This window comes from Lacinutrix venerupis (assembly GCF_003663945.1).
Classification (GTDB): Bacteria; Bacteroidota; Bacteroidia; order Flavobacteriales; family Flavobacteriaceae; genus Lacinutrix; species Lacinutrix venerupis.
The window spans coordinates 66208-93025 of sequence record NZ_RCCH01000010.1 but is presented as its reverse complement, the minus strand read 5'-3'; the positions used below and the strand labels follow the sequence as shown (position 1 = coordinate 93025).

At 30.5% G+C, this 26818-nt stretch carries 23 protein-coding genes and 1 other RNA gene; 15 read left to right on the top strand and 9 right to left on the bottom strand.

Going from position 1 to position 26818, the window contains the following annotated elements; all coding sequences use genetic code 11:
- Window positions 1-5797, bottom strand: a 5797-nt coding sequence (locus tag CLV86_RS13805) for an HYR-like domain-containing protein (protein ID WP_121053200.1), incomplete at its 3' end; no start/stop codon positions are given.
- 439 nt (window positions 5798-6236) lie between these two features.
- Here CLV86_RS13805 and CLV86_RS13800 point away from each other — a divergent pair.
- From CLV86_RS13800 to CLV86_RS13785, 4 genes are all read left to right on the top strand, one after another.
- Window positions 6237-6746, top strand: coding sequence for a SixA phosphatase family protein (locus CLV86_RS13800; RefSeq protein ID WP_121053198.1), 510 nt, complete (start codon window positions 6237-6239; stop codon window positions 6744-6746).
- 40 nt (window positions 6747-6786) lie between these two features.
- A complete protein-coding gene (ppk1, locus tag CLV86_RS13795) occupies window positions 6787-8847 on the top strand; it encodes a polyphosphate kinase 1 (protein ID WP_121053197.1) in 2061 nt (686 codons plus the stop codon).
- Window positions 8847-9758 carry a Ppx/GppA phosphatase family protein gene (locus CLV86_RS13790; RefSeq protein WP_076732782.1) on the top strand — a complete coding sequence of 304 codons (912 nt, stop codon included), beginning with the start codon at window positions 8847-8849 and terminating at the stop codon, window positions 9756-9758. Before ppk1 ends, CLV86_RS13790 begins: the two co-directional genes overlap by 1 nt.
- Window positions 9759-9858: 100 nt before the next feature.
- The gene (locus CLV86_RS13785) at window positions 9859-10389 is read left to right on the top strand and encodes a porin family protein (protein WP_076732784.1); all 531 of its coding nucleotides are present in this window, start codon (window positions 9859-9861) and stop codon (window positions 10387-10389) included.
- A 93-nt stretch (window positions 10390-10482) separates the two neighbouring features.
- Here the strand turns inward: CLV86_RS13785 and CLV86_RS13780 are convergent, their stop codons facing one another.
- From CLV86_RS13780 to CLV86_RS13770, 3 genes are all read right to left on the bottom strand, one after another.
- Window positions 10483-11064 carry a MiaE family protein gene (locus CLV86_RS13780; RefSeq protein WP_076732786.1) on the bottom strand — a complete coding sequence of 194 codons (582 nt, stop codon included), beginning with the start codon at window positions 11062-11064 and terminating at the stop codon, window positions 10483-10485.
- Window positions 11065-11655 (bottom strand): hypothetical protein, encoded by a 591-nt coding sequence (locus CLV86_RS13775; protein ID WP_121053195.1) that lies wholly within the window; start codon window positions 11653-11655, stop codon window positions 11065-11067.
- An 83-nt stretch (window positions 11656-11738) separates the two neighbouring features.
- Window positions 11739-13466, bottom strand: a complete 1728-nt coding sequence (locus tag CLV86_RS13770) for a DNA polymerase III subunit gamma/tau (protein ID WP_121053193.1) — start codon at window positions 13464-13466, stop codon at window positions 11739-11741.
- 227 nt (window positions 13467-13693) lie between these two features.
- On the opposite strand from CLV86_RS13770, the gene CLV86_RS13765 reads away from it, so the two are divergent.
- Together CLV86_RS13765 and rnpB are read left to right on the top strand one after the other, a co-directional pair.
- The gene (locus CLV86_RS13765; protein WP_121053192.1) at window positions 13694-14635 is read left to right on the top strand and encodes a 5'-nucleotidase; all 942 of its coding nucleotides are present in this window, start codon (window positions 13694-13696) and stop codon (window positions 14633-14635) included.
- 201 nt (window positions 14636-14836) lie between these two features.
- An RNA gene (gene rnpB / locus CLV86_RS13760) (RNase P RNA component class A) lies at window positions 14837-15140 on the top strand.
- A 57-nt stretch (window positions 15141-15197) separates the two neighbouring features.
- On the opposite strand, the gene CLV86_RS13755 is transcribed toward rnpB, so the two are convergent.
- From CLV86_RS13755 to CLV86_RS13740, 4 genes are all read right to left on the bottom strand, one after another.
- Window positions 15198-16004, bottom strand: a complete 807-nt coding sequence (locus CLV86_RS13755) for a hypothetical protein (RefSeq protein ID WP_121053190.1) — start codon at window positions 16002-16004, stop codon at window positions 15198-15200.
- Window positions 16005-16249: 245 nt separating this feature from the next.
- Complete coding sequence (locus CLV86_RS13750; RefSeq protein ID WP_121053188.1) at window positions 16250-16807, bottom strand: RsmD family RNA methyltransferase; 558 nt, start codon at window positions 16805-16807, stop codon at window positions 16250-16252.
- Complete coding sequence (locus tag CLV86_RS13745; protein ID WP_249037484.1) at window positions 16808-17650, bottom strand: DUF3822 family protein; 843 nt, start codon at window positions 17648-17650, stop codon at window positions 16808-16810.
- Entirely contained in the window at window positions 17613-18347 is a 735-nt protein-coding gene (locus CLV86_RS13740) for a hypothetical protein (RefSeq protein WP_346227331.1), read from the bottom strand. Before CLV86_RS13740 ends, CLV86_RS13745 begins: the two co-directional genes overlap by 38 nt.
- 123 nt (window positions 18348-18470) lie before the next feature.
- Here CLV86_RS13740 and CLV86_RS13735 point away from each other — a divergent pair, with 123 nt between their 5' ends.
- The 9 genes from CLV86_RS13735 to CLV86_RS13695 all read left to right on the top strand — a co-directional run bounded on the left by CLV86_RS13735 (window position 18471) and on the right by CLV86_RS13695 (window position 25912).
- A complete protein-coding gene (locus CLV86_RS13735; protein WP_121053185.1) occupies window positions 18471-19898 on the top strand; it encodes an ATP-dependent DNA helicase in 1428 nt (475 codons plus the stop codon).
- 30 nt (window positions 19899-19928) lie between these two features.
- Entirely contained in the window at window positions 19929-20153 is a 225-nt protein-coding gene (locus CLV86_RS13730; RefSeq protein ID WP_121053183.1) for a hypothetical protein, read from the top strand.
- Window positions 20134-20697 carry a DUF4126 domain-containing protein gene (locus CLV86_RS13725; RefSeq protein WP_121053181.1) on the top strand — a complete coding sequence of 188 codons (564 nt, stop codon included), beginning with the start codon at window positions 20134-20136 and terminating at the stop codon, window positions 20695-20697. The genes CLV86_RS13730 and CLV86_RS13725 overlap by 20 nt, the downstream gene beginning before the upstream one ends.
- Window positions 20698-20758: 61 nt before the next feature.
- Window positions 20759-21487, top strand: a complete 729-nt coding sequence (gene kdsB / locus CLV86_RS13720) for a 3-deoxy-manno-octulosonate cytidylyltransferase (protein ID WP_076732799.1) — start codon at window positions 20759-20761, stop codon at window positions 21485-21487.
- Window positions 21478-22182, top strand: a complete 705-nt coding sequence (locus CLV86_RS13715; RefSeq protein ID WP_121053179.1) for an HAD family hydrolase — start codon at window positions 21478-21480, stop codon at window positions 22180-22182. Before kdsB ends, CLV86_RS13715 begins: the two co-directional genes overlap by 10 nt.
- A gap of 2 nt (window positions 22183-22184) precedes the next feature.
- Window positions 22185-22802, top strand: coding sequence for a CatA-like O-acetyltransferase (locus tag CLV86_RS13710; RefSeq protein WP_121053177.1), 618 nt, complete (start codon window positions 22185-22187; stop codon window positions 22800-22802).
- 33 nt (window positions 22803-22835) lie between these two features.
- Complete coding sequence (locus tag CLV86_RS13705) at window positions 22836-23918, top strand: iron-containing alcohol dehydrogenase family protein (RefSeq protein WP_076732802.1); 1083 nt, start codon at window positions 22836-22838, stop codon at window positions 23916-23918.
- Between the two features lies 1 nt (window position 23919).
- Window positions 23920-24468, top strand: coding sequence for a 1-acyl-sn-glycerol-3-phosphate acyltransferase (locus CLV86_RS13700; protein ID WP_121053175.1), 549 nt, complete (start codon window positions 23920-23922; stop codon window positions 24466-24468).
- Window positions 24469-24874: 406 nt separating this feature from the next.
- Window positions 24875-25912: a hypothetical protein gene (locus CLV86_RS13695; protein WP_121053173.1), complete on the top strand. Its 1038-nt coding sequence runs from the start codon at window positions 24875-24877 to the stop codon at window positions 25910-25912.
- Between the two features lie 101 nt (window positions 25913-26013).
- Here CLV86_RS13695 and CLV86_RS13690 read toward each other — a convergent pair whose 3' ends face one another.
- Window positions 26014-26760 (bottom strand): YebC/PmpR family DNA-binding transcriptional regulator, encoded by a 747-nt coding sequence (locus CLV86_RS13690; RefSeq protein ID WP_121053171.1) that lies wholly within the window; start codon window positions 26758-26760, stop codon window positions 26014-26016.
- Window positions 26761-26818: the final 58 nt, after the last annotated feature.

The following is a 26818-nucleotide window of genomic DNA, read 5'->3' as shown; positions in this document are numbered from 1 at the left end:
CACAGTTATCAGCTTCGTTAGTAACATCTCCAGTTTGACCAACTGTTGCATCGTAATTACAAGAAGCATCGGTAAATATTTCAATATCCGCTGGAGCAGTAAATGTAGGAGCAGAGTTATCTGATACTGTTATAGTTTGATCAGCTGTAGTTGTATTTCCACAAGCGTCAGTTAATGACCATGTTCTAGTAATTATAGTTTCATTAGGACAAGATCCAGCTGCTGTAGCATCAGTAAAAGTAGCTTCTATGGAACCTGAACAGTTATCAGCTTCATCTGTAACATCTCCAGTAAGTGTTAAATCACTAGGATCCTGATCACAATTTATAGAAATATCAGCTGGAACAGAGAAAGTTGGATCACTAGTATCTTGAACATTTATAATTTGTGTATGTGTAACCTGGTTATTACAGTTATCTGTAGCAACCCAAGTTCTTGTTATTGTATATTCGTTTGTACAATTACCATTTGTAATAGTTTCATTAAAAGTAGCAGTAGGTAAAGGAGTTTCGTTTTCTTCTGTAAAAGAAATATTGTGTAATGCGAAACCAGGAGAACTATTAGGATTAATATTTGGACTATTAATAATTTTGAAAACTATAGTAATAGTATCTACTGCTTCAGAAAAAGCAACAGAAACAACACCTTCGGTTGAATTTCCTCCGCTAGGACTTGTTGGATCTATACCATAAACATCATTACCATTAATAATTTGGTTGTCTGTAGCACTTAAAGAAGGCATTACTGGAGTACCACTTAAACTACCTGTAATGGTATAATCTTCTTGTCTATAAAAATTATTAATTTCACCGTCAACATCAAATAATTTGAAGAATGTATTTGTTACGCCAACTCCAGGGTTACCAAGAGAAATAGTTAAAGTAACAGTGTCTTCTTGTAAAACGGGAAGGCTTGATGCTATTATTAAAGTTTTTTCTATTGTAGGTTCGTCACCTTGATAAAAAGAACCAACTACAGGAGTGCCTGAGTTTAGTGAATTAGTTGGGTCTTGAATTGTTATTGAAACGTTAGTACCATCAACATTATAATTATTACTTAATGAACCTGATGGCCAAGTTTCATTTTCCCAATTTAATATTTTTGAATTTATGTTATTACAGTTATCATCGAATAATAATACAGATGGTTCAGGTACTTGATCACATTCTACTGTAATGTTTTGTGGTAATACACCTATAAAATTAGGAGCGGTATTGTCTTCAACAGTAATAGTTTGTGTAAAACTTGTAGTATTACCGCAATCATCTACTAGTGTCCATTCTCTTAAAATTACAGATTCATTTGGACAAGAACCAACTGATGAGCTATCTGTATAAGTAGCTTGAAGATCATTATCACAGTTATCTTGTTCATTGGTTACATCACCAGTTAAAGAAAGGTCGTTAGGATCTTGTTCACAGTTTATAACTACGTCTGAAGGAACTGTAAAAGTTGGTGCTGTAGAATCTTGTACAGTAATAATTTGGTCGGCTGCAGTTGTGTTTCCACAAGCGTCAGTTAATGTCCAAGTTCTTGTAATAGTTATTTCACTAGAACAGTTTCCTGAAGAATTATCTTCAACATCTGAAAAAGTTGCTTCTAAACTTGTATCACAGTTATCGTTTTCATCTGTTACATCACCAGTAATTGATAAATCTAACGGGTCTTGTTCGCAATTAATTGTAATATTTTCAGGTACTGTAAAGCTTGGAGGTGTTGTATCAACTACATTTATTGTTAATGTTCTAGTTGTAGTATTTCCACACTCATCTGATGCCATCCAAGTTCGTTCTACAGTAAATTCGTTCTCACATGTGCCTGGAGTCGTTGTTTCTGAAAATGTAATAGTTGCATTACCGCACTCATCTGTTGCAGTTAAAGTTTCTGCAGGTTGTAGCTCATCACATTCAATTGTAATTTCGTCAGAGATAGTAGCTGCATTTGTATAATTAGAAATACAGTTAAATTCTATATTATGCTGTCTACCATTAGCAGAGACATTGTTAGCTCTTGCAACAGCGCCAACTCTAAAAGAAAAAGATGAAGCGTTGGTGTTACGTGTTGTAATATTTGCTTGTGGATTAGCATTCGTTACTCCTGTGTATTCTGTAGTTCCAGCAGTAGCAACAATCCATGGTCCTTCTTCTGTTATAGTTAAATCTGTTGGATTATTAACGGTATAGCTCGCAGTAAATGCTGTCCAGTTTACCTCTCCAAAAGACGAATTACCATCAATATCATTAAAATTAGAATAGAATTCTGGTAGAGTTGTAGAGTTAGATGTTCCGCTATCTACAAAATCTAATTTAAATTCGGTATATGCTCTATCTCCAATTGATGCTATGCTAAAAGCTGTACGTGGTCTAAAAGAATCTACACCATTAGAGTTATCATCTAAAATTGGTATTGTTGTTCCTACAGTAGCAACGATAGTTAATAATGCATCTACACCAGGAGCTATAGAAGGAAATCTAAATACTTCTCCTTGTAAAAAAGTTGAGTTGTTACCGTCTCCAGACTCCTCTGTGTAAGAGCTAAAACTTAATACAGGAACATCTACACAAGAAGGTTGTGTGTTATCAACATTAGAAGGGAAACCAACAATATTTGGCGGTAAGGTATCAATAATTGTAAATGTACCTGTTGTAGTTGAAGAATTACCACATTGATCTGTAGCTGTAAACGTTACAGTAGTAGTTCCTGTTCCACCACATTCATCTGTTAGGCTTGTAAAATTATTAGTCCAAGTTATTGGACCTCCACATTCATCGTATGCATAAGCTCCTCCATTTGAATTTATCCAATTGTTAAATTCACTTGTATTCCCAGATCCATCACATTGAACTGTAAAATTTAAAGCATTTGTATCTATTAAAGGAGGTTCTGTATCTTGAACTGTAATTGTTTGCACAACATTAGTTGTGTTATTACATGCATCTGTTAATGTAAATGTTCTATTAACTATTGTTAAACAGTTAGTTGAAGATACTATAGTGTCTATATAGGTTATAGTATTTATTTGATCTGTATTTGTTGTTGTATAATTATTTACATTATTAAAAGTATTTAATACATTACCAGATTGAGAAGTATTGTAATTAAATACAGCATTCGATGCTTTTATGTCGTTAGTATCACAGCCTTCTATCGTAATTTCATTAGGAACCGATAATGTAGCTTTAGGATTTACAGTAAGGCTTGCTAAAGTTTCTTCGAAACAAATATTTGCTTCATTAGTGAATAATACTTTATAAATGTTATCATCCATATCTAGTGTAACATTCGATAAAACAAGATTTAATTGAGCTCCACTTGCTATTGTTCCACTTTCTCCTGGTATTGCATTAAAGCTAGTTCCATTATCTGTACTTACAAACCATTCATAATTTAAATTAGTGGTTGCGGTAGTGGCAGGAGTTGTAGGAAGTATAGTTGCAATCGCAGTAGCTGTAAATGTAGCATTAGCATTTTCGCAGGTTTCTTGGTCTTCTAATTCTTCTGTAATTTCAGTAACTACTGCTTCTTGAAATGTGTTTTCTCCATTACTTGTAGTTGCTATAGAATTATTGTATGCTTGTTGACTACTATCTATTCCGGCGCTAATTACTAAACCAAATTGGTTTACTTGACCATTAGCAAATGTAGGTGTATCTGTACCATATATACCACTATCTCCGGCATCTGCGTTTGGGTTGTTATAAGCTTCATTTGCATCGCTACAACCATCATTATCACTGTCTAAATCTAATAAATCTGGTATGCCATCATTATCTGTGTCATAAGTTAAAACACTTGTTCCTGGATTTGTAAGTTCATCACATCCATAAACATAACCGGTTTGGAAAGCTCTTTTATCAAAAGTAACTTCAAAAGAAGAAAGTGGATTTAAAAATGTAGATATCCATAATCTTTCATCAGAAACTGAATCAGTATTGAAATTTGAAGTAAATTCTGTATCAGAAGATACTAAGTTAGCAGATACAAACGTAGGGTCGGAGAATTGATAACCAGATAAATCGGATGATTGAAAAGTTATTTTTTCATTAAATAAATCTCCAGTTGGCTCATAAACTCCTCCGTCTAAATCTTTCCAAATTAGTTTACTAGTAACTTGAATAGGAGTGTTAGTTCCAGATACAAAATAACTAAATCTTAGAGTGGCTTGACCAGAGGTAGCCGTTCCTGTCATGTTTAAAACATATATTTCTCCTATAAAAGTATAATCATCTATATTAACAGAAATGTCCGGATCAGCACTTAATACTTCTACTTTTAAATCTACAGGTGTACCTTCGTAAGTACCTACGTTACTCCATAAAGTTGTAGAGCCAACACCGTTTGAAGAAGGTCCAGGTGTGTGTACTTTGTTAGACGAATTTAAAATTGGACATAAATTGTTTACTAAATTAGATTCATCAATGTCTAAAATACCATCATTATCGTCATCAAGATCACAATCATCAAAAATACCATCTCCATCAGTATCTACAGCAGTATAAGTTGTTGCATTTAAGTTTTCACATCCAGTATAATTATCTATAATTGAAACAGAATAATCTCCATTAGTTATCCCATTAAATGTATTAGACGATTGATAAGGTCCATTATTAATAGAATATTCATATTGAGAACCTGTTGGAGAGGTTATAGTTATAGAATTATCGTTTGGCCCATTACAATTTAATTCTACAACAGGTTGTCCTGGAGGAGGATTAACTATTATAGTAACTTTACCAGTATCACATACACTTTGGTTAGGTTCTGGCAAGCAAACTTGATAATCAAAAGTTACTGTTCCTGTAAAGCCTTGTGTAGGAGTGTACGAGTAGGTTCCGTCTGTATTTAAATTAAAGGCTTGACCAGCAGGTGAAGGTCCCGAAACTAGACTATATGTAGAATTTTCAGGAACATTATCAGATTCTGATAAATCACCACTATGTTTGGTGTCTATACAACTTTGTTGTGTATTACTAACCGCATATTTTTGTAAAATAAAAAATTTACCATCTCCATGGTCATTGGTTGCAGCTAAAAATCTAATGTTATGTATTTTTGAACCTGTTGGAGCTATATCATCTAAATAAAATAAAGCAACACCAATATTTCCATTATTTTCTGCAACTCTATTAGTTTTCCAATAATCTATTGTGTTTCCTGCCGGTGGAGGAGTGTATCCAGGTCCCCATTGGGCACTTGAATAAGGTCTTACAAATGTTTCACCAATTTTTTGTACTGTAGAACTACCTACAAGTGTTCCAAAAACTTCAATATAGAAACAGTTATTTGCATTTCTTTCTATTGCGGCAAAAACACCTCCTGTATTTGAAGGGATAGGTGGGTTGTAAAAAATGGTTTGAACTTGCCCATCTGTATTTAAAGCAGCAGAAAAATCCATACAAATGTTATCTCCATTAACATCGCTTGAGAAATAATGGTTTAAATTTAAATCTTGAAAAGCATCAAGAGCTTTAGCATTCCAAGGTGGTAAAGCACTATTAGGAAACGGAGCTCCATTGTCTAATATTCTATTTCTAGAATGGCCTTGAGGTCCAACAATAGTCATTTCGTAACCAGAAGGAACTACAAAAGTGTTGTAAACATCTCCATCAATAGTTATAGACTCTATAGTAGCAGAACTGTTATTGAGTGGTTGAGATGCTTCAGCCCATTGAAAGGTAACACCAGTTTGTATAGAATTAGCTTGGGTTTGCGAAAAAGATGAAAAGCTAATAAATAGAAACGCTAAAAATAAATACGCGTGTAGCGATTTTTTGAATTTATATATAAAGGTTGGCATAGTTAGTAATTAACAAATGGGGTTTATTAATAGTTTTTTTATAATCAAATTTACTCATAAATACGTGTAATTGAATAAATTGAAATTTATATTTAAATGCTTTAATATAATTCTGTTTAGAAAAATATTTATGTATTAGTTTAATTGATGTGTAGAAATAAACAAAAAACAAGTTACAGAAGTAAGTTGTTAATAAAACGGGAGATAATATTATCTTTAGTAATTTGTACATAACATAGTTAACTCATAAATTAAAACTATTAATTTGCTTAATCTTAAGGGAGTTTCACCATTTTATGGCGACAGTAGGTTTTAGGTTTAGGGGCAAGCCTATTAATAGCTTTGCTAAATAAATTGTATTTTTTTAGGCTAACAAATAAAAATGTTTAATAACACATATATTCGTTAAAAAGACAAATATATATAAAATATCGATAAAATGCGAATAAATACGATAAATAGACAAAAAACACTTTACTTAATACGTCATGCAAAATCATGTTGGAATAATAATTTAGAAGATTTTAATCGTCCAATAAAAAAGCGTGGTATTAACGATGCTAACTTGGTTTCTAATCATTTAAATAGTGTTAAAATAGAACCAGAAATTATTTTCTGTAGCGCAGCAGAAAGAACGAAATTAACTTCTGAAATTTTTATTAAAAATTTAGGCTTATCAAATGTTAAAATAGAATATTCAAAGGAATTATACGATTTTTCTGGAGAGTCTCTTTTGCAGTTTATCGAGTCTATTAACGATTCATTCGGTAAGGTTATGATTTTTGGCCATAATTATGCGCTTACTAATTTTGTAAACAATTATGGAGATATTAAAGTAGAAAACGTTACTACGTCTGGCTTTGTAAAGATAATTTTTGAAATTGATAGTTGGAAAAATCTTAATAGAGGAAAGACTGAAAAAATTGTATTTCCAAAACATTTAAAATAATGTAAATAATAGAATATATTTGTGATGAAATATTTGCAAAATGAAGAAAAAAATAGTTCAAAATTATACCTACATAAATAGAGAATTAAGTTGGTTGCAATTTAACGCAAGAGTCTTGCAAGAAGCTTCAGATGAGAATGTTCCGTTAATAGAACGTCTGCGTTTTTTAGGTATTTTCTCTAATAATTTGGACGAATTTTTTAAAGTGCGTTACGCAACAGTAAAGCGTATTGATGAAGCTGGAAAAGCAGGAAAAAATCAATTAGGAGGAATAAAAGCTTCAGATTTATTAGAAATTATTACTAAAACGGTAATAAAACAACAGGCAGAAAGTTTAAATATTTTAAGTAATATTCAATCAAAATTAGAAGCCGAAAATATTTTTATTATAAAGGAAAATCAAATAAATGATAGTCAAAAAAACTTTATAAAAAACTATTTTATTCAGCATGTAAGTCCTGCTTTAGTAACTATAATATTAAATAATGAAGTAGAGATTCCTAATTTAAAAGACAGTGCAGCTTACTTAGCAATAAACATGGTTTTAGAAGGAGAAAAAAATCAATATGCACTAATAGAAATTTCTAAAAACATAGATCGTTTTATAGTGTTGCCAAAACAAGGTAACAAGAACTATATCATTATTTTAGACGATTTATTGCGCTATTGTTTAGATGATATTTTTAATATTTTCGATTATAAAACTATTTCTGCTCACATGATAAAAATAACACGAGATGCAGAGCTTGATCTTGAAAGTGATTTAAGCAAAAGTTTTATGGAAAAAATTAGCGATAGTGTTAAAGATAGACAAGATGGTGAACCTGTTAGATTTGTTTATGATAAAACTATAGACAAACAAACACTCTCTTTTTTAATGGCAAAAATGGGAATTGAAAGTTCCGATAGTATTATACCAGGCGGTAGGTACCATAACAGGCGAGATTATATGGGATTTCCAAGTCTAGGTAGAACAGATTTGCTATATAATAAAATTGAACCATTACCAGTAAAAGGATTAAGTTTAGAAACCAGTATTTTTGAGGCTATCGCTAAAAAGGACTATTTACAATACACACCATACCACACCTTTGCTTATACAGTAAAATTTTTAAGAGAAGCAGCTTTAGATCCTAAAGTAAAAACAATAAAAATTACTATTTATAGATTAGCACAAATTTCTCATGTTGCAAGCTCCTTAATTAATGCAGCAATTAATGGAAAAAAAGTAACTGTTTCTATGGAGATTCAGGCACGTTTTGATGAGCAAGCAAACATAGATTATGCAGAGCAAATGCAACGAGAAGGTGTACAACTTATTTTTGGAGTACAAGGTTTAAAAGTGCATAGTAAAATGTGTTTAATAGAAAGGGAAGAGAATAAAAAAATAGTACGTTACGGCTTTATTAGTACAGGAAATTTTAATGAGTCTACAGCTAAAATCTATACAGATTATACTCTCTTTACTGCAAATCAAAAAATACTAAAAGACATAAATAAATTATTTAGCTTCTTTTCTGTTAACTATAAAGTTTATAGATTTAAGCATATTATAACATCGCCTCACTATACTAAAAATACATTTTTTAAATTAATTGATAACGAAATCAAAAATAAAAAAGAAGGAAAACCTGCGTATATTAGGTTAAAAATGAATAGTATTTCTAGCTACAAAATGATAGATAAATTGTACGAAGCTAGTAATGCAGGAGTTAAAATAGAAATGATTGTTCGTGGTATTTGTTGCTTAATTCCTGGTGTTAAGGGAATGAGTGAAAATATTGAAGTAGTAAGTATAATCGACAAATTTCTAGAACATACTAGGTTGTATGTTTTTTGTAATGATAATAACCCAAAAGTTTATATTTCTTCGGCAGATTGGATGACAAGAAATATAGAAAATAGAGTAGAGGTTAGTTGTCCTATTTATGATGAAAATATTAAAAACGAACTAATAGAAACTTTTAATATTTGTTGGAGCGATAATGTAAAATCTAGAATTTTAGATAGCAAGCAGTCTAATAATTATAAACAAAATAAATTAAAGAAAGTAAGAGCGCAATTTGAAACCTATAATTATTATAAAAACCAATTAAATTAATGCTAAAAATATTTAAATATGCTGCAATAGATATAGGTTCGAACGCTGTAAGACTACTTATTTCTAGTATTGTAGAAGAAAAAAATAAGCCACCACGATTTAAAAAAACATCTTTAGTAAGAGTGCCTATTCGTTTAGGAGCCGATGTGTTTATAAATGGTAAAATTTCGAAAGAAAATACTAATAGAATGTTAGATACCATGCAGGCGTTTAAGCTGTTAATGAAAACACATCGTGTAGATAAATATAAAGCATGTGCAACCTCTGCAATGCGAGAGGCTAAAAATGGTGAAAAATTAGCAGCGCAAATATTAGAAAATACTGGAATAACTATAGATATTATAGGAGGAGAAGAAGAAGCTACAATTATAGCAGCTACAGATTTAAGTACGTTTATAGATAAAAATAAAACATATTTATATGTAGATGTAGGAGGAGGAAGTACAGAATTTAGTGTTATCCATAACGGAGAAAAAACAGTATCAAAATCCTTTAAAGTAGGTACTGTACGTTTATTAAACGATATCGTTAAAAAAGAAACTTGGCAAGAGTTAGAACAATGGGTAAGAACAGAAACTAAAGAATATGAGAAAATAGATGTTATTGGCTCTGGAGGAAATATAAATAATATTTTTAAAACCTCTGGTAAAGCTTTAGGTAAACCGCTAACATACTTTTATTTAACCTCATATTATCAAAAATTACAAAGCTACTCTTACGAAGAAAGAATTACAGAATTAAATATGAACCAAGATAGAGCCGATGTTATTATTCCTGCTACAAGAATTTATTTGTCTGCAATGAAATGGAGTGGAGCAAAAGATATTTATGTTCCAAAAATAGGATTGGCAGACGGAATCATAAAAAGTATGTATAAAGAAATTATTTTAAGCCATACAAAGTTAAAATGATACACTTTATCTTTTAATTGCTTAAATTATATTAAAAATAAATTATATTAGTGCAACTTTAAAAATAAACCAAAACTTTAAAATTATAAATCCAACTTTTATGAAAAAAATTATACTTATCGCTGCATTTGCAATGTTTTCAATTTATGGCTTCTCTCAAAACGCTTTATATGGTGTTCGTGCAGGTTATAATATTTCAAATTTAGATTTTGAACCAACAACTGGAGATTTTGAAAACATGCATAGAAATGGTTTTGCAATTGGATTTTTTGCAGAATACAGCTTAGGAAGTAGTTTATCTATTGCGCCAGAAATTCAATTTTCTGCAGAAGGAGCAAAAGAAGAAGCTATTAGAATAGACTACATTCAAATGCCAATATTCTTTAAATATAAATTAGGGCAAAGCTTAGCTATAGGTTTAGGACCACAAGCAAGTTTAAAAGGTCATGAATATGAAGATGGTTTACAAAACTTAGCATTTTCTGGTCTAGCAGGAATAGAATACATGATTTCAGATGAATTTTTTATAGACTTTAGATATTCTTATGGTTTAACTAATATCTTTGATGACGAAACAAATCTTGAAGCAAAAAATACAAACATGCAAATAGGATTTGGTGTTAAGTTTTAACCAAACCAATACAATTATATAACTAAAAAATCCAACATGTTTAATGTTGGATTTTTTTTTAGTTATAAACTTAAGTGTGTCTATCCATAAATGCTATCCATGAATGGTTTCACTTTTGCTCAAGTCCTTCATAATTTCTGCTTCAAAATCTAAAAGTTCTTGCCACTTTTTATCTACTTCTTTTCTATCTCCATACTGTCTTGCAAATCCTAAAAACATAGTGTAATGGTTGGCTTCGCTTACCATAAGTTTTCTGTAAAATTCAGCTAATTCTTTATCTTCTAATTCTTCGCTTAATAGTCTAAAGCGTTCGCAGCTTCGTGCTTCAATTAAAGCTGCATAAAGTAATCTATGTACTAATTGGGTAGTACGGCTACCACCTTTAGGAAAGAATTGTAATAGTTTTGCAACATATTCATCTTTTCTGTCTCTACCTAAAACCCAACCATTTTTTAAAATTAAATCGTGTACCATTTTAAAATGGCTAATCTCTTCTTTTACTAAAGCCACCATTTCTTGTACTAAGTCTGTGTACTCAGGAAAGCTTACAATTAAAGAAATTGCAGTACTTGTTGCTTTCTGTTCGCAAAAAGCATGGTCTGTTAAAATATCTTCAATATTTTTTTCTACTATGTTTACCCAACGCGGATCGGTTGGTAGTTTTAATCCTAGCATTTAATTTACATTTTTGTGAATAATAGTTCCGTTTCCTTTATCATTAACTATTAATGAATGTGTGGAATATCTATCTGTATTTGGTATAGCATACATGAAATTTATAATTATCATATTTTTTAACGAAGGTTCATAATCAACCTCAATATATTTTAATACTGCTAATTTTCCAAAATTAAAATATAGAGAACTTTCAGGTATATTATTCGAAAAAACTGCCAATTCTTTATTTATTATATCTTTATCAAAAGATTTTTGATATATAATAGAATTGTTTTTCACTATTAATATATCAAACTTAAAATTTCTGTAATGTTCCTTGTAAGTAATAGATTCTTCAGTTTTTGTAAATAATACATCTCTATCTAAATCTGTATACATTTTAATTTTTACTCTAAAACCATTATCATAAAGTGAGTCTGTTACAACTTCAGAATATTGTTCAGGAATGTACTTAACTTTTTCAGAAAAAGAGTCCAGTAACTTGTGTTCTTTTAAAATTTCGGAGTTAGTTAAATGAACACGATCCTTGCCATCGCATCCCACAAAGACAAGAAAAACAATAGCTAAAAGAAACAAGACATTTTTCATTTTAAATTTTAATGTTTTTCAAAAAAATAATTAGTTATAGTTAAGGTGTTTTATTGTTTAAAACACTGCTGTTTTTGGTCTGTTTAAAGATCGAGATCAAAAGTTTTTCTTAATAATTCAATATTAGGATTTTTCTCTTTTAGTTTTTCATATTTCTCGTCTGGAGTATATGCAAATTTCTTTTGCATTTCTTCATTAACGTCAATATCTAAACTTATATCGTAGTTTTTTAATGTTTTTCTAAGAAATTGTAATAAATCGAAAGATTGTCTTTCTACTTCAACTTTATTAGTAGCATTTGGGAACGTTAAATGTATGGTTGTGCCTTTTAAAGTTGGTTTGTCTATAGATAATATTGCGGCTAAATTCATTTTACCTTCAGCTTCAATTTTAGTAACAAAGGTATTCCAAACTTTAGTTAATTCGTCTTGAGAAAAGGCTTCTCTTGGTAGGTTTTCTTCGTCAACAACAACCTCCATTTGTTTTATTTCGTGCTCTTTTTTTGCACGAATACTTTTTAAAGATAAACCAGAAGTACGTTTTGTTTCTCTATTTAAAACAATTTTTGGTTTAACATTTTCTGCTGCTACTTCAACTTTAGGTGTTGGTTTAGCAATAGATTGTTGTTTGTTTTCTATAACTTCTTTAGAGTCTGTTGTTTTTGGAATAGGCTTATTTACTGGAATTGGTTTTATGCCAAGGCGTTTAAAATAAGATGGCGGAATTATGAACCGACTGCTATTTTTTTTTTCTCCATCAAAAGTGATAGAGGCAAGCTGCATAAGGCAAAGTTCAACGAGTAGTCGTTGATTTTTACTGGATTTATATTTTAAATCCGTTTCGTTAGCTAACTCAATGCCTTTTAGTAAAAAGGATTGTGGTGCTTTTTTAGCTTGCTCTATATATTTCTCTTTAGTTTGGTCTCCAACTTCTAAAAGCTCGATTGTAGCAGGATTTTGGCAAACCAGTAAATCTCTAAAGTGCGATGCTAAACCAGCAATGTAATGGTGGCCATCGAAACCTTTGGAAAGCGTGTCGTTAAACTGAAGTAATAATTCTGGAATTTTATTGTCTAAAATAAAATCGGTACTTGTAAAATACGTTTCGTAATCCAAAACGTTTAAATTCTCGGTAACTGCTTGTCTTGTTAAATCTTTACCAGAAAAACTAACTACACGATCGAAAATAGATAAAGCATCACGCATGGCGCCATCTGCTTTTTGTGCAATTATATGCAGCGCATCATCTTCAGCATTTATACCTTGTTCTTTAGCAATATATTTTAAATACTCCTTAGCATCTTTTACCGTAATACGTTTAAAGTCGAAAATTTGACAACGCGATAAAATGGTAGGTATAATTTTATGTTTTTCGGTAGTTGCAAGAATAAATATACAATGCTTAGGTGGCTCTTCTAGTGTTTTTAAAAACGCATTAAAAGCGGCTTGAGAAAGCATGTGTACCTCATCTATAATATATACTTTATATTTTCCAACTTGAGGAGGTATGCGTACTTGGTCTGTAAGACTTCTAATATCGTCTACCGAGTTGTTAGATGCAGCATCCAACTCAAAAATATTAAAAGCATAATCCTCGTCTCCGGTTTCTGTACCATCGCTATTTATCATTTTAGCGAGTATACGTGCGCAGCTGGTTTTACCAACACCACGCGGACCTGTAAATAATAAAGCTTGTGCTAAATGGTTGTTTTCAATAGCATTAAGTAAAGTATTTGTAATAGCAGATTGCCCAACAACGTCCTTAAACGTTTGTGGTCTATACTTTCTGGCCGATACTACAAAGTGTTCCAAATTTTAATGCTTTTATTTAGAATAACAAAGTTAAAAATTCAATTTAGAATTTAGAATTTTGAAAGTATAATTTAATAGGAGTTATTAACAAAAAGAAGTTGTTTTTTCAATTTTATAATAACTTGACATTGTCAAATTTTTCTGCTAACTTCGTTTATCGTCTGATATAAAACATTAAAACGATTTCATATCAGTTAACACGTTGTAGCCAATTAAAACCAAACGAAATGCCAGTAGACTTTTCAGACATATTAGTAATAGGAGTTTCTTCAAGAGCATTATTTGACTTGGAGAAAGAAAATGAAATTTTTGATTCGGAAGGAATTGAAGGTTTTCGAAAATTTCAACAAGAAAATGAAAACGAACCTTTAGGGCACGGAACTGCATTTTATTTAGTAAAAAGTCTTCTTGAACTGAACAATCAAGCTAACAAACGTATAGTAGAAGTTGTAGTAATGTCAAGAAATAGTCCTGAAACTGGAGTTAGGATGCTTAATTCAATAAAAAGTCAAAATTTAGACATAACAAGAGTTGCATTATCAGGAGGAGAACCTTTAGCACCTTACATTGATGCTTTTGATGTGGATTTATTTTTATCAAAAGACAGTAAAGATGTTCAAACCGTTATAGATTCTAAAACCTGTGCTGCAGCAACTTTATACGCACCACCAACTGAATTTGACCCAAAAGATAATCGAGTAAAAATAGCATTTGATGCTGACGCAGTTTTATTCTCTGACGAATCTGAATTACGATACAAAACAGAAGGAATGGATGCATTTCATAAGTATGAATCAGAACACGAAGATGAACAATTAAAAGAAGGTCCTTTTGCGAATTTATTAATTAAGTTATCGAAAATTCAAGAACATTTACCAACAAGAATTGAATTATCGCCTTTAAGACTTTCAATTGTTACAGCAAGAAATGCACCATCGCATATGAGAGTAATTAAAACATTAAGAAAATGGGGAGTATATGTTGATGAAGCCTATTTTCTGGGAGGACTTTCAAAAGATAAAGTTTTAAAAGCATTTGGAGCTCATATATTTTTCGATGACCAAGACACGCATTTAGAATCCAGTAGTAAGGTCGTTCCATCTGGAAAAGTTCCTTATGATTCGAAATCTGAATTGACAAAAATTGAACAAAAAAGAAAGAAAAAATAACTGGCTACAACACCGTATATAATTTATTGCTAGTTCTAGCTTACTTACGAAAATCCTCGCGGATTTTCTATTCGGTTTGTATTTGCTAAATTAGGTGCCTAAACCACGCAACAAACCATATACAACAACGATAAACTAACTTGCCAAAACAAATTTTATATTCATATTAAAACATACATAAGTTTATTCTATTTTTGCAAATAAGTAAATTGCCTTATCGCACAGGCATTATTGTTTGTGAGGAAAGTCTGGACACCGTAGTGCAATATAGTGGTTAACAGCCACCAGCCGTGAGGTTAGGAAAAGTGCAACAGAAAGTATGTACAGGTCATGCTGTAGTGAAACCAGGTAAACTCTATGTGGTGCAATGTCATGTAAACTAGCGCTTGAGCGTGCACGCGCGAGCTAGAGGGTAGGCAGCTAAAGTGTGTTGGTAACAACTCATGTAGATAAATGATAAGGGCTCGAAAGAGTACAGAATCCGGCTTATAGATTTACTTAAAAAAACAAAACCCTTTACAAATTTGTAAAGGGTTTTTGTATGTTGTTAATTATCTAGTTATTATTCTTTTGGATAGTAACTAAGATCTGGCCTTACTCTGGCTTCAACTTTTTCATATTTTGTACTTAAAGCAATAACATTAAACATTGCAGGATCTAGTTCTTCTCCTAATTGCTTCTCTTCAATTTTATCGATTTGAGCGATTTCTAACTTGTCTTTACCAGCAACAGATACCATAAAATAGCTTTTGTCGCTTCCAAATCCACTATGAAAAATAGTATAACCGTTTTTTATCCCTTTTTTTACATATAAGGCTTTAACATTAGCTATAGCTTCCTTAATTTTTTTAGCGTTTTTTGGTGCGTAATAAATAAAATGATACTCGCGGTAATTTTTACCAGCAGTAGTATAACCTTCTGGCTCATAAGATAAATCTTTAATATAATGAATTATTTTATCGTTATGCGTATCGTAACAATCGTCCATAGAATCTAACATAGTATTAACGGCTTCTTCTCCTATTTTATCGGTTAGGCCTTTCATTATGTTTTTATCTAATTCTGCCATATTTTTAATTGGCGTAACATATACGTAACGACCATCTTGTGTGTTAACAGTCGTCCAATTATTATCTTTAAGATTATACTTCGTAAAATTGTCTTTTAATTCTTTAGCGACTTTTTCATAGGCTGGTATTTTTTCGAATTTTACATTATCTGTATGTAAAACAAACATAGTTACTTCATCTTGCGAATGTGTAATATTAAAAGCAAACAGCAAGGCAATTAATGCCATTAAGTTTGATTTAAAATTTTTACTAAATACTAACTTCTTTCTAGTTTTTTTTTGATGCTTTAAAGTTTTCATAATGTGGCATGTTTTGGTTAATATAAATTGATTAATAACTTACTTTTAACCATAGCAAAGTTTTGCAACTAAATATGCTATTAATATTTTAACTGAAAAGAATAAGGTGCAGAATGAGGTGTGTAAATAGATTACAAATTTAGTTGATAATAGCAATAGCAAGATAATGAAAAAAAGCACTTAAAAAACATAAGTGCTTGAAATCCAGTATTTTTACGTAGGAAAATAATTACGGTTTTTAAAACCTATTCTTCTTCGTCTATTGTTTCGTTTTTAAAAAAGCTAAACATGTTGCCACCATAACTTTTAGAGTGGCTGTAATGCTCTAAGTGCGAAATGTTTGTGTGTTTAGAGTGTTCTACAATAAGTAAACCTTCGGTTTCCAATAATTCATTTTTAAAAACAAGTTCTGGAATTTTTGAGAATTCTTCTACAGGAAAATCGTAAGGCGGATCGGCAAAAATTATGGTGTGTTTTGTATTGCTGTTTTCTAAAAATTTAAAAACATCACTTTTTATAGTTTGTATAGACATATCGAAACTTTCTGCAGTTTCGTTTATAAATTTAATACACCCGTAATCGGCATCTACACATGTAATATTTTCTGTGCCTCGCGAAGCAAATTCATAACTTATATTACCTGTTCCGGCAAATAAATCTAACACAGAAATATCGTCAAAATAATACGTGTTATTTAAAATATTAAACAACGATTCTTTAGCCATATCTGTTGTAGGACGTACAGGCAACTTTTTTGGTGCTGTAATTCTTCTACCTTTAAATTCTCCTGAAATTATACGCATTTAAAATCGTGTTAAAAGTGTGAAATGTGAGTGGTTATTTTTAATGTCTTTAGTTGTTATTATGTCTTCTTTTCGGCTACCAAAATTTACATGCCTAATGTATTTATATAGTATGTTGTAAAGTGCATCGTCTTTAAAAATAGTACCTAATAATACTGTTTCAATAACTTCTGGATTAAGTTTTAATTGCTCTGCAGTAAAAAGTACATAATAAATAAAATCTTCAGCAGTTTGGTATTCGAAAGTGTTGTAAAGCTCTAAATTACCTTTTTTTGTAACAATAATTTCAAAATGAGTTTCACTTACATGAATGTACATTTTATTGTTATTTGCATTTTTTTCTTGAGCTAAAATCTGCTCAACTAAAATAGTAGAGTAGTGCTTGTATGTAAAATCTCCAAAACGCTCGTAAATGTAGTTGTTTACGTTTACGTAAGGTACATAAACGTTAACAGAATCGTTTACAGAAATGGTATCGAAGGTTATAAAGTCTGTTTTAAGAATTTTAGAGTTTAGTTTTAAGTAATCTGCAATTGCTTCTTCATTAAACAAAGGTTTAGGTACTAGTGTAGACAATTCATTTTCATGAATTACTTGTACAGTATTAAAAGTGTCGTCTAACCACGTTTTAGTATTAAAACTGTGTTTAATAGTATCTAATAATTCAAAAGGTGTAATTTTTTTATTAAAAACTTCATGTTCAATTTTTAATACCGAATAGTCGTGAGTGTTTATAATACAAAAAGAAAGTCCATTCAAACTTATTTGAATGGACAATGCTTTATGTGATATTTGGTTACTGTTATTAGTTTGTTGGATCATAAACTTTTGGCCAGTTTCCATTAACTTTTACTTCTTCCATAGAACCAATTCTAATGGCATCACCATTAATTTCTTCAACAGAGAAAGCGTTTTCTTCTTTTCTAATTAAATCTTTTGGTTGATCGTATAAAATATCTTTTTTCCAAGCTACAGCTTCAAATACTGGAAGTTTTTTGTCATCTTCTCCAACTTCTCCAGCTTTTAAAGTAAACTTAGTACCTTCTTTAGCATAAGGAATATTAATCATTGTTTTATATCGTGTAGAAGTTTTAAATAAAGAATCTTTAACCGAAACAAAATTTAAAGTATCTGTAATAGTAATTTCTTTAGTGTACTTAATTCCACCATAAGCTTTTGTTTTTTCTTCATCTATAACTGTAGAATCTCTACGTTCTATAATTGCAAATTTGCCAGTTTCTATAAAGCTTACTAATTCGTTAAAATCGCCTGTAAATTTTCCATTTACTTCTTTATATGCTAATTCCGAATCTCTAATGTCTACTAGGTTTTTAATTACTGCAGCATAGCGGTCTTGTTTAATGTTGTGAAATTTAATTTCATCATATACAGAGTTAAAGGTTATGTAACCTAAAGCAAAAATTCCTATCCAAAGTAAAATGGTTAATGGTGTTTTTAATTTTACAGGAACAAACTTGTCTATTGCCCAAACAATTCCAACAGTTAGAAGAATTACAACTATTACAGCAATTATTATCATAATTTTTTAATTTATTTAGTTAATGGTCTATCGCAAATCTACAATTTTTTTTTGTTCGTAAAAACCAATAAGAGTAAAAATCATTTATATATTTGAATTATTCTTAAATTCTTAATTAGCTTAATGACGTCTTCTCAATTTTATTCCCTTATAAAACAGCAATTTCCGTTTTCACCAACAGCGAAGCAAGATATATTATTATTACAACTTTCTGAATTTATTTTTAAAAATAATAATAATGATGTCTTTTTGTTAAAAGGTTATGCTGGAACAGGAAAAACTACTGTAATTGGCACAATAGTTAATAATTTATGGAAAGCAAAAAAAAGTGCAGTCCTAATGGCACCAACGGGTAGAGCAGCAAAAGTTATTAGTAATTATTCTAAAAAAGAAGCCTTTACAATACATAAAAAAATATATTTTCCTAAAAAGGATAAAGGTGGTGGTGTAAAGTTTGTATTGCAACCAAATAAGCATAAAGACACCATTTTTATTGTAGATGAAGCATCTATGATTCCAGATGCACCTTCAGACTCTAAACTTTATGCCAATGGCTCCTTACTAGACGATTTAATGCAATATGTTTATCAAGGTCATAAATGTAAATTGCTTTTAATTGGAGATACAGCACAATTACCACCGGTTAAACTTGATATTAGTCCAGCTTTAGACGAAAACATATTAAGTTTAAGCTACAATAAAGAAGTAACTAAAATCGAACTTGACGAGGTTATGCGTCAAGGTCAAGATTCTGGAATTTTAGAAAACGCAACATTATTAAGAGAAACCATTGCTAGTTCTTTTTTTGAAAGTTTTAAATTTAACATAAAAGGTTTTCCAGATATTGTAAGACTTGTTGATGGTTACGATATAATGGATGCTATTAACGAAGCCTATAGTACATTAGGTAACGAAGAAATGGCAATTATTGTACGCAGTAATAAAAGAGCTAATTTATATAACCAGCAAATACGTAGTCGTATTCTATTTAATGAAAACGAATTATCTGCCGGAGATTATCTTATGGTAGTTAAAAATAATTATTTTTGGTTAAAGCCTACTAGTGAAGCAGGATTTATTGCAAATGGAGATATTATAGAGGTTCTAGAAATTTTTAGTATTAAAGAGTTATATGGTTTTAGGTTTGCCGAAGTTAAAATACGTATGGTTGATTACCCAAAAATGAGACCTTTAGAAACCGTTTTGTTATTAGATACTATTTCTGCAGAAACACCTTCTTTACCATATGAAGATTCTAATCGCTTATATCAAGAAATACAAAAAGATTATGAAGATGAAACCAGTAAGTATAAAAAGTATTTAAAAATAAAAGGTAACAACCATTTTAATGCATTGCAGGTAAAGTTCTCTTATGCTATAACATGTCATAAATCACAAGGTGGACAATGGAATACTGTATTTGTAGAACAACCTTATTTACCAGAAGGTATAAATCGAGATTATTTACGTTGGCTATATACCGCAGTAACAAGAGCACAAGAAAAATTATACTTAATAGGTTTTAAAGATGATTTTTTTGAAGCTGAATAAATAGTTTTATCTTTAATACAAAGAGGTTTTATGAAAAAGCGACAGCACTGGATTATAGAAGGAATATTTTTTGGAATTATTATGCTTGTTTTCTCTAGCTTATTCGATTTTTTAAACCACGATTTTATTTGGAGAAACTTTCCAAAACGAATTATTATATGGTTAATAGGTGGTTTGTTATATGGTTTTATAATGCACCTAGCAAACAAGAAATATTTAAATAAAATTAAAGAAAATGAGCGAAACAATAATTAGTATTTGTTTAGGCATAGGTTTAGCAGCATCTGTTGGTTTTCGAGTATTTGTTCCTTTATTTGCACTAAGTTTAACAGCGTATTTAGGCGGTTGGGAGTTAAACGAATCTTGGCAATGGATAGGTAGTTTATCTGCTTTAATAGTTTTAGGAGTAGCCACAGTGGTAGAAATTTGTGCATATTACATTCCTTATGTAGATAATTTACTAGATTCTGTAGCAATTCCTTTAGCTGCCATTGCAGGAACAGCAGTTATGGTATCTACTGTTGCAGATTTAAGTCCGGTGGTAACTTGGGCTTTAGCCATAATAGCAGGAGGAGGAACGGCAGCAGCAGTTGCAGGTACATCTGGTGCAGCCAGATTGACATCTACAGCAACAACAGGCGGTGTTGCAAATCCTGTAGTTTCGACTGTAGAAACAGGAACAGCTGTTGTAATGTCTGCGATTTCAATAGTGTTTCCTGTTATAGCAATATTTCTTGTTATTATTATAGTTGCAGTTATATTTAGGTTTTATAAAAAGTTTAAAACTCGCAAGGCATAAATTCAGTTTAAAAATTATATTTTTGACTATTAATAATTCCGCTAAAAACTCAGGTTAAAAAATGAAAATAATCGCAATGATTCCTGCACGTTACAGTGCTTCTCGTTTTCCAGGTAAACTTATGCAAGATTTAAAAGGAAAACCTGTTATTACTAGAACTTATGAGGCAACAGTGGCTACACAACTGTTTGATGATGTTGTTGTAGTAACAGATAGCGAAATTATTTTTAAAGAAATTAAAGATATTGGCGGAAAGGTGATGATGAGCAAAAAAGAACACGAATGCGGAAGCGATAGAATAGCTGAAGCAGTCGAGTTTTTAGATGTAGATGTTATTATAAATGTACAAGGAGATGAGCCTTTTACAGATAAAAAATCGCTTGTTAAGCTTATTCAAGTTTTTAAAGAAGATCCTAAAAAAGAAGTAGATTTAGCTTCTTTAATGGTTCATATTCAAGATGAAGAAGAAATTAAAAACCCAAACACAGTAAAAGTAGTAATCGACCAATTTAATTTTGCGCTCTATTTTTCACGAAGCCCAATTCCATATCCAAGAGATAAAAATGTTGATGTAAAATATTATAAGCATAAAGGAGTTTATGCCTTTAGAAAACAAGCCATTCTTGATTTTTATAGATTACCAATGCAAGTTTTAGAAGCTTCAGAAAAACTAGAGCAATTAAGATATTTAGAATACGGAAAGCGTATAAAAATGGTAGAAACAAATGTTCAAGGAATAGAAATAGATACTCCAGAAGATTTAGAAAAAGCTAATAAATTTTGGAAATAGATTACAGTAACATAAAAGTTATAGGTTTTGATGCAGACGATACACTTTGGGTAAACGAAACTTATTTTCGTGATGCCGAAAGTCAATTTGCTAAGTTGTTAAATAAGTTTGAAACCGAAAATAAAATAGATCAAGAGCTATTTAAAATGGAAATAAAAAACCTTCCTGTTTATGGCTATGGAGTAAAAGGATTTGTTTTATCTATGGTAGAAATGGCTTTAGAATTATCTAACAATACAGTATCTAATGAAACTATAAGTAAAATATTAGAGATTGGAAAATCTATGATTAATAAGCCTGTAGAATTATTAGATGGAGTAGAAGATGTGCTTAAACAACTATCAAAAAAATATAAACTAATTGTTGCTACTAAAGGCGATTTATTAGACCAAGAAAGAAAGCTTGAAAAATCTGGATTGTTAGATTATTTTCATCATATAGAAGTATTAAGCGATAAAAAAGAAGAAAATTATAAAAAGTTATTACAACACTTAGATATAAAACCAGAAGAGTTTTTAATGGTTGGAAACTCATTAAAATCTGATATACTACCGTTAGTAAACCTAAACGCAAAGGCTGTACATATTCCTTTTCATACTACTTGGATTCATGAGCAAGTAGAAGAAAACGAAACCAATGGTAAAGCATATAAAACTTTAGAGAGTTTATTGCAGCTACCAAAAATATTACAATAAATTTGAAAGAGTTAGATATAAATACTTGGGATAGAAAACAACATTATGAGCATTTTTCGAATTTGAAAGATCCTTATTTTGGAATTACTATTCCATTTAATGTTACAAAAACATATCAATTTGCTAAAGACAATAAAATAAGTTTTTTTGGCACCTATTTACACGCTTGTATGCAAGCAATTAATAGTGTAGAAAATTTAAAATATAGAATTTTAAATGATAAAGTAATGGTTTATAATACCATTCATGCATCAGCAACTATTATTAGAAAGAATAAAACATTTGGATTTTCGTTTATAGATTATAGCGAAAATTTAGAAACCTTTTTACTAAATTTTGAAGCTGAAAAAAATAGAATAGAAAACTCTAATAATTTATTTCCTCCCAAAAATGGATTAGACTGTATTCATTGCTCTGCAATACCATGGTCTGACTTTTCAGGACATAAAGAACCTGTTTCAGGTTTATTAGAATCTGTACCAAAATTAGCCTTTGGCAAAGTAAAAGAAACAAATAATAATAAAATTATGAATGTAGCAATAAATGTAAACCATGCGTTAGTAGATGGGTATCATTTAAGTTTATTTTCAGAAATGTTTCAGAAAAATTTAAATAAGTAATAACTTTACAAACTAAGACTAACAAAAAAGTCAATGATTTATAAAAATTTTCCAATGGTGTCCAGAGTAATATTTGGACGAGGCAGTTTTAATCAAATAGAAGAAATTCTATCACCTAAACGATTAAGCACTAAAGCTCCATTTATATATTTTGTAGACGATGTTTTTAAAGGTAACGCATGGTTAACCTCAAGAATTCCATTGTCTTATGATGATAAAGTGATATATGTCTCTACTGCAAAAGAACCAGAAACATCGCAAATAGACCAACTAGTAGAACAAATTATTTTAGATTATAAAGAGTTACCATCTGGAATTATTGGTATTGGAGGAGGTAGCGTTTTAGATATAGCAAAAGCTGTATCCATTATGCTTACAAATCCAGGCGAATCTAAAAATTATCAAGGTTGGGATCTTGTAAAGAATCCAGCAATATATCACGTAGGTATTCCAACTATATCTGGAACAGGAGCAGAGGTTTCAAGAACCACAATTTTAACAGGACCAGAAAGAAAACTTGGTATAAATAGTGATTTTACGCCATTCGATCAAGTTATTTTAGATCCAGAATTAACTAAAGATGTTCCTAAAGACCAATGGTTTTTTACAGGAATGGACTGTTTTGTACATTGTGTAGAATCGCTTAATGGAACATATTTAAATTCTTTTAGCCAGACTTACGGAGAAAAAGCATTCTCGCTTTGTAAAGAGATTTTTTTAGAAGATACATTAAGTGAGGAAGATAGCCAAGATAAATTAATGATGGCTAGCTGGCATGGAGGTATGAGTATAGCTTATTCTCAAGTAGGTGTTGCACATGCTTTAAGTTATGGTTTAGGCTATTTATTAGGTGTAAAGCACGGTATTGGAAACTGTATTGTTTTTGATCATTTAGAGGAATATTATCCTGATGGCGTTGCTATGTTTAAAGAAATGAAAGCAAAGCATAATATTAAGCTTCCTCAAGGAATATGTAAAAACCTTTCGGATAAAGAATTTAATATCATGATTGATGTAGCCCTTAGTTTAGAACCATTATGGGAAAATGCAATAGGGAAACAATGGAAAAAAGTAATTACTAGAGATAAACTTAGAACGCTTTACCAAAAAATGTAATATGCGTTGGCTAGCTAAATTTATTTACTTTAAAATATTAAAATGGAAAATAGTAGGCAATACTAATTTCTCTAAAAACACTATAAAAAAATCTGTTATTATAGCAGTGCCGCATACTAGTTGGCACGATTTCTATATAGGTGTTTTATTGCGAAAAATTGTTGGAGTTAAAACAAATTTTGTAGGTAAAAAAGAGCTATTTATATGGCCTTTTGGTTATTTTTTTAAAGCACTTGGAGGTGTTCCTTTAAATAGAAGTGCAAATGAAAATAAAGTAGAAGCTATTGCTAAAGAATTTAATAAACACGATGAGTTTAGAATAACCTTTGCACCAGAAGGAACTAGAAAGAAAGTAGAAGAGTGGAGAACAGGTTTTTACTATATTGCAAAAGCAGCTGGAGTGCCAATAATCATGTTTACTCTTGATTTTGAAAACAAGCAAAATTTAGTTTCTGAAGCATTTTATCCTACAGATAATATTGAAGATGATTTTAAATTTATGCATAGCTTTTATAAAGGCGTAAATGGCAAGAAACCAGAATATTCGTAGTTAAAAAAAATAATATTCTTTCAATAAAATTTATTCCATATTTAAATAAAATATTATTTTTGGTATAATATTTGGAATAAATTCCGTGTAGTATGCGGATGAAACATAAAGTAAACTTTCCCAAGTCACTAAAAAGAAACATTTACCTACTACAAGATTTAAAAAAGCTACTTAACCTATGTAAAGTAGCTTTTTTCTTTGCATTCTACTAGTATATTTCTAGATTTTTTTATGTATCTCTCTCTAAAATATGGCTTATATATTACCTAATAATAAGCTTCAATTTTATGTAAACTTTAAGATTTTTAAGTTTAAACTGTTAAGAATTGGTTAAATAAATAGAATTATAAAACCATAGGTTTGACAACTTCGTAAATAAAGCCAAATAACAATAAAACCAATAAACATGAAAATTTTAAAAAATTCAATTCAACTATTTAGCTTATTTGCTCTAACATCTTTAACATTTACATCTTGTAGTGATGACGACGACAATAACAATGTTATTAATATTCCAGATGCAGAAACCGTTAAACTTTTTACTTCAAACAATGCAGACGGAAATATAAATATTTATGATGTAACAGATTTATCTAATGTTACAGCTTCTACGTTAATTACAAATAGTACAATGGCAGACGGTATTTATTATGATGATGATACAGATACAGTTTACCAAGCATCTAGATCTAGTTTAGCTTTAGAAGGTTTTGCAAATGCTACAACATTAGCCTCTGGAACAACTGTAGATGTTGATGTTGCAGGAACTGCAGACATGGATAGCCCAAGAGAAGTAGCTGTAAACGACAATATGTATGTAGTAGCAGATAATTCTGATGTTGATGGAGATCCAAATACACCAGATGGAAGATTATTTATTTATGAAAAAAGCGGAAATTCTTTTTCTTTAAGAAACACAGTTACTACAGGTTTTAAACTTTGGGGAATTGTATTTAATGGTTCAGATTTATATGCAATTGTTGATGCTACTGGAGATTTAGCAGTATTTCAAGGCTTTTTAGCTAACAATACAGACGCTATTGTTGCACCAACTAAAAGAATTACAGTTGAAGGTATTGTAAGAACTCACGGTATTACTTTTGATGATGATACAGATACAGCTGTGTTAACAGATATTGGAGACGCTGCAAGTGCTACAGATGGTGGTTTTCATGTTATTTATAACTTTACATCAAAGTTAGATGCTACAGCAGATAGCGGAACATTAGCAGTAACAGACCAGATTAGAGTTTCTGGAACAAATACTGTTTTAGGAAACCCTGTAGATGTTGCTTACGATGACGAAACAGAAACAGTTTATATTGCAGAGGCTGCAAATGGTAAAATTTTAGCTTTTAACAATATTGGTACAGGTGGAAATTTAACACCAGTATTAAATAATGATTTAGCGTCTGCTTCAGCAGTTTATTTAGAAAGAGATTAATTATAAATTTAATCTTCTAAGTTATTAATTTAATTCTAAAAAAAAGTTCTTTTACAGTATTAGTGTAAAAGAACTTTTCTTATAAGCTTTTATATAGTTAATTAGTCTTCACTTTCTTGCATAGTATGGTATACGTTTTGCACATCGTCATCTTCTTCTAATTTTTCTAGAAGTTTTTCTACGTCTGCAGCTTGCTCTGGTGTTAATGTTTTTGTAACCTGTGGAATACGCTCAAAACCAGAAGAAATTATTTCTAAATTATTATCTTCTAAATAAGATTGAATGTTTCCAAAGCTTTCAAAAGGAGCATAAATTAAAATATAATTTTGTTCTTCTCCATTTTCATCTTGATCTGTGTCTTCAAAAATTTCTTCAACACCATAATCTATAAGTTCTAGTTCTAGCTCTTCTAGATCTAATTCTTGAGCTTTAATTTTAAAGTTGCAAGTATGATCAAACATAAATACAACAGAACCAGAAGTACCTAAACTTCCATCGGTTTTATTAAAATAAGATCTAACATTAGCAACTGTTCTAGTGTTATTATCTGTAGCTGTTTCAATAAGTACGGCAATACCATGTTGTGCATAACCTTCAAAAAGAACTTCTTTAAAATCGCCTTGATCTTTTTCACTTGCTTTTTTTATAGCACGCTCTATATTATCTTTAGGCATGTTTACAGACTTGGCATTTTGTATTACTGCACGTAATCTTGAGTTGCTATCTGGATCTGGTCCACCTTCTTTTACAGCCATTACAATGTCTTTTCCAATACGAGTAAATGCTTTACTCATGGCAGACCATCGTTTCATTTTTCTTGCTTTACGGAACTCAAAAGCTCTTCCCATTTAAAATATTATTTATATGCTCTTTTAATTATTACAAGAATAAATTTATAAAAAGAGA

What these genes read in the sequence shown, in the direction of transcription:
- CLV86_RS13800 (WP_121053198.1), top strand. Translation starts at nt 6,237, where the DNA reads ATGCGAATAAATACGATAAATAGACAAAAAACACTTTACTTAATACGT.
- ppk1 (WP_121053197.1), top strand. Translation starts at nt 6,787, where the DNA reads ATGAAGAAAAAAATAGTTCAAAATTATACCTACATAAATAGAGAATTA.
- CLV86_RS13790 (WP_076732782.1), top strand. Translation starts at nt 8,847, where the DNA reads ATGCTAAAAATATTTAAATATGCTGCAATAGATATAGGTTCGAACGCT.
- CLV86_RS13785 (WP_076732784.1), top strand. Translation starts at nt 9,859, where the DNA reads ATGAAAAAAATTATACTTATCGCTGCATTTGCAATGTTTTCAATTTAT.
- CLV86_RS13780 (WP_076732786.1), bottom strand. Translation starts at nt 11,064, where the DNA reads ATGCTAGGATTAAAACTACCAACCGATCCGCGTTGGGTAAACATAGTA.
- CLV86_RS13775 (WP_121053195.1), bottom strand. Translation starts at nt 11,655, where the DNA reads ATGAAAAATGTCTTGTTTCTTTTAGCTATTGTTTTTCTTGTCTTTGTG.
- CLV86_RS13765 (WP_121053192.1), top strand. Translation starts at nt 13,694, where the DNA reads ATGCCAGTAGACTTTTCAGACATATTAGTAATAGGAGTTTCTTCAAGA.
- CLV86_RS13755 (WP_121053190.1), bottom strand. Translation starts at nt 16,004, where the DNA reads ATGAAAACTTTAAAGCATCAAAAAAAAACTAGAAAGAAGTTAGTATTT.
- CLV86_RS13750 (WP_121053188.1), bottom strand. Translation starts at nt 16,807, where the DNA reads ATGCGTATAATTTCAGGAGAATTTAAAGGTAGAAGAATTACAGCACCA.
- CLV86_RS13745 (WP_249037484.1), bottom strand. Translation starts at nt 17,650, where the DNA reads ATGGAAACTGGCCAAAAGTTTATGATCCAACAAACTAATAACAGTAAC.
- CLV86_RS13740 (WP_346227331.1), bottom strand. Translation starts at nt 18,347, where the DNA reads ATGATAATAATTGCTGTAATAGTTGTAATTCTTCTAACTGTTGGAATT.
- CLV86_RS13735 (WP_121053185.1), top strand. Translation starts at nt 18,471, where the DNA reads ATGACGTCTTCTCAATTTTATTCCCTTATAAAACAGCAATTTCCGTTT.
- CLV86_RS13730 (WP_121053183.1), top strand. Translation starts at nt 19,929, where the DNA reads ATGAAAAAGCGACAGCACTGGATTATAGAAGGAATATTTTTTGGAATT.
- CLV86_RS13725 (WP_121053181.1), top strand. Translation starts at nt 20,134, where the DNA reads ATGAGCGAAACAATAATTAGTATTTGTTTAGGCATAGGTTTAGCAGCA.
- kdsB (WP_076732799.1), top strand. Translation starts at nt 20,759, where the DNA reads ATGAAAATAATCGCAATGATTCCTGCACGTTACAGTGCTTCTCGTTTT.
- CLV86_RS13705 (WP_076732802.1), top strand. Translation starts at nt 22,836, where the DNA reads ATGATTTATAAAAATTTTCCAATGGTGTCCAGAGTAATATTTGGACGA.
- CLV86_RS13700 (WP_121053175.1), top strand. Translation starts at nt 23,920, where the DNA reads ATGCGTTGGCTAGCTAAATTTATTTACTTTAAAATATTAAAATGGAAA.
- CLV86_RS13695 (WP_121053173.1), top strand. Translation starts at nt 24,875, where the DNA reads ATGAAAATTTTAAAAAATTCAATTCAACTATTTAGCTTATTTGCTCTA.
- CLV86_RS13690 (WP_121053171.1), bottom strand. Translation starts at nt 26,760, where the DNA reads ATGGGAAGAGCTTTTGAGTTCCGTAAAGCAAGAAAAATGAAACGATGG.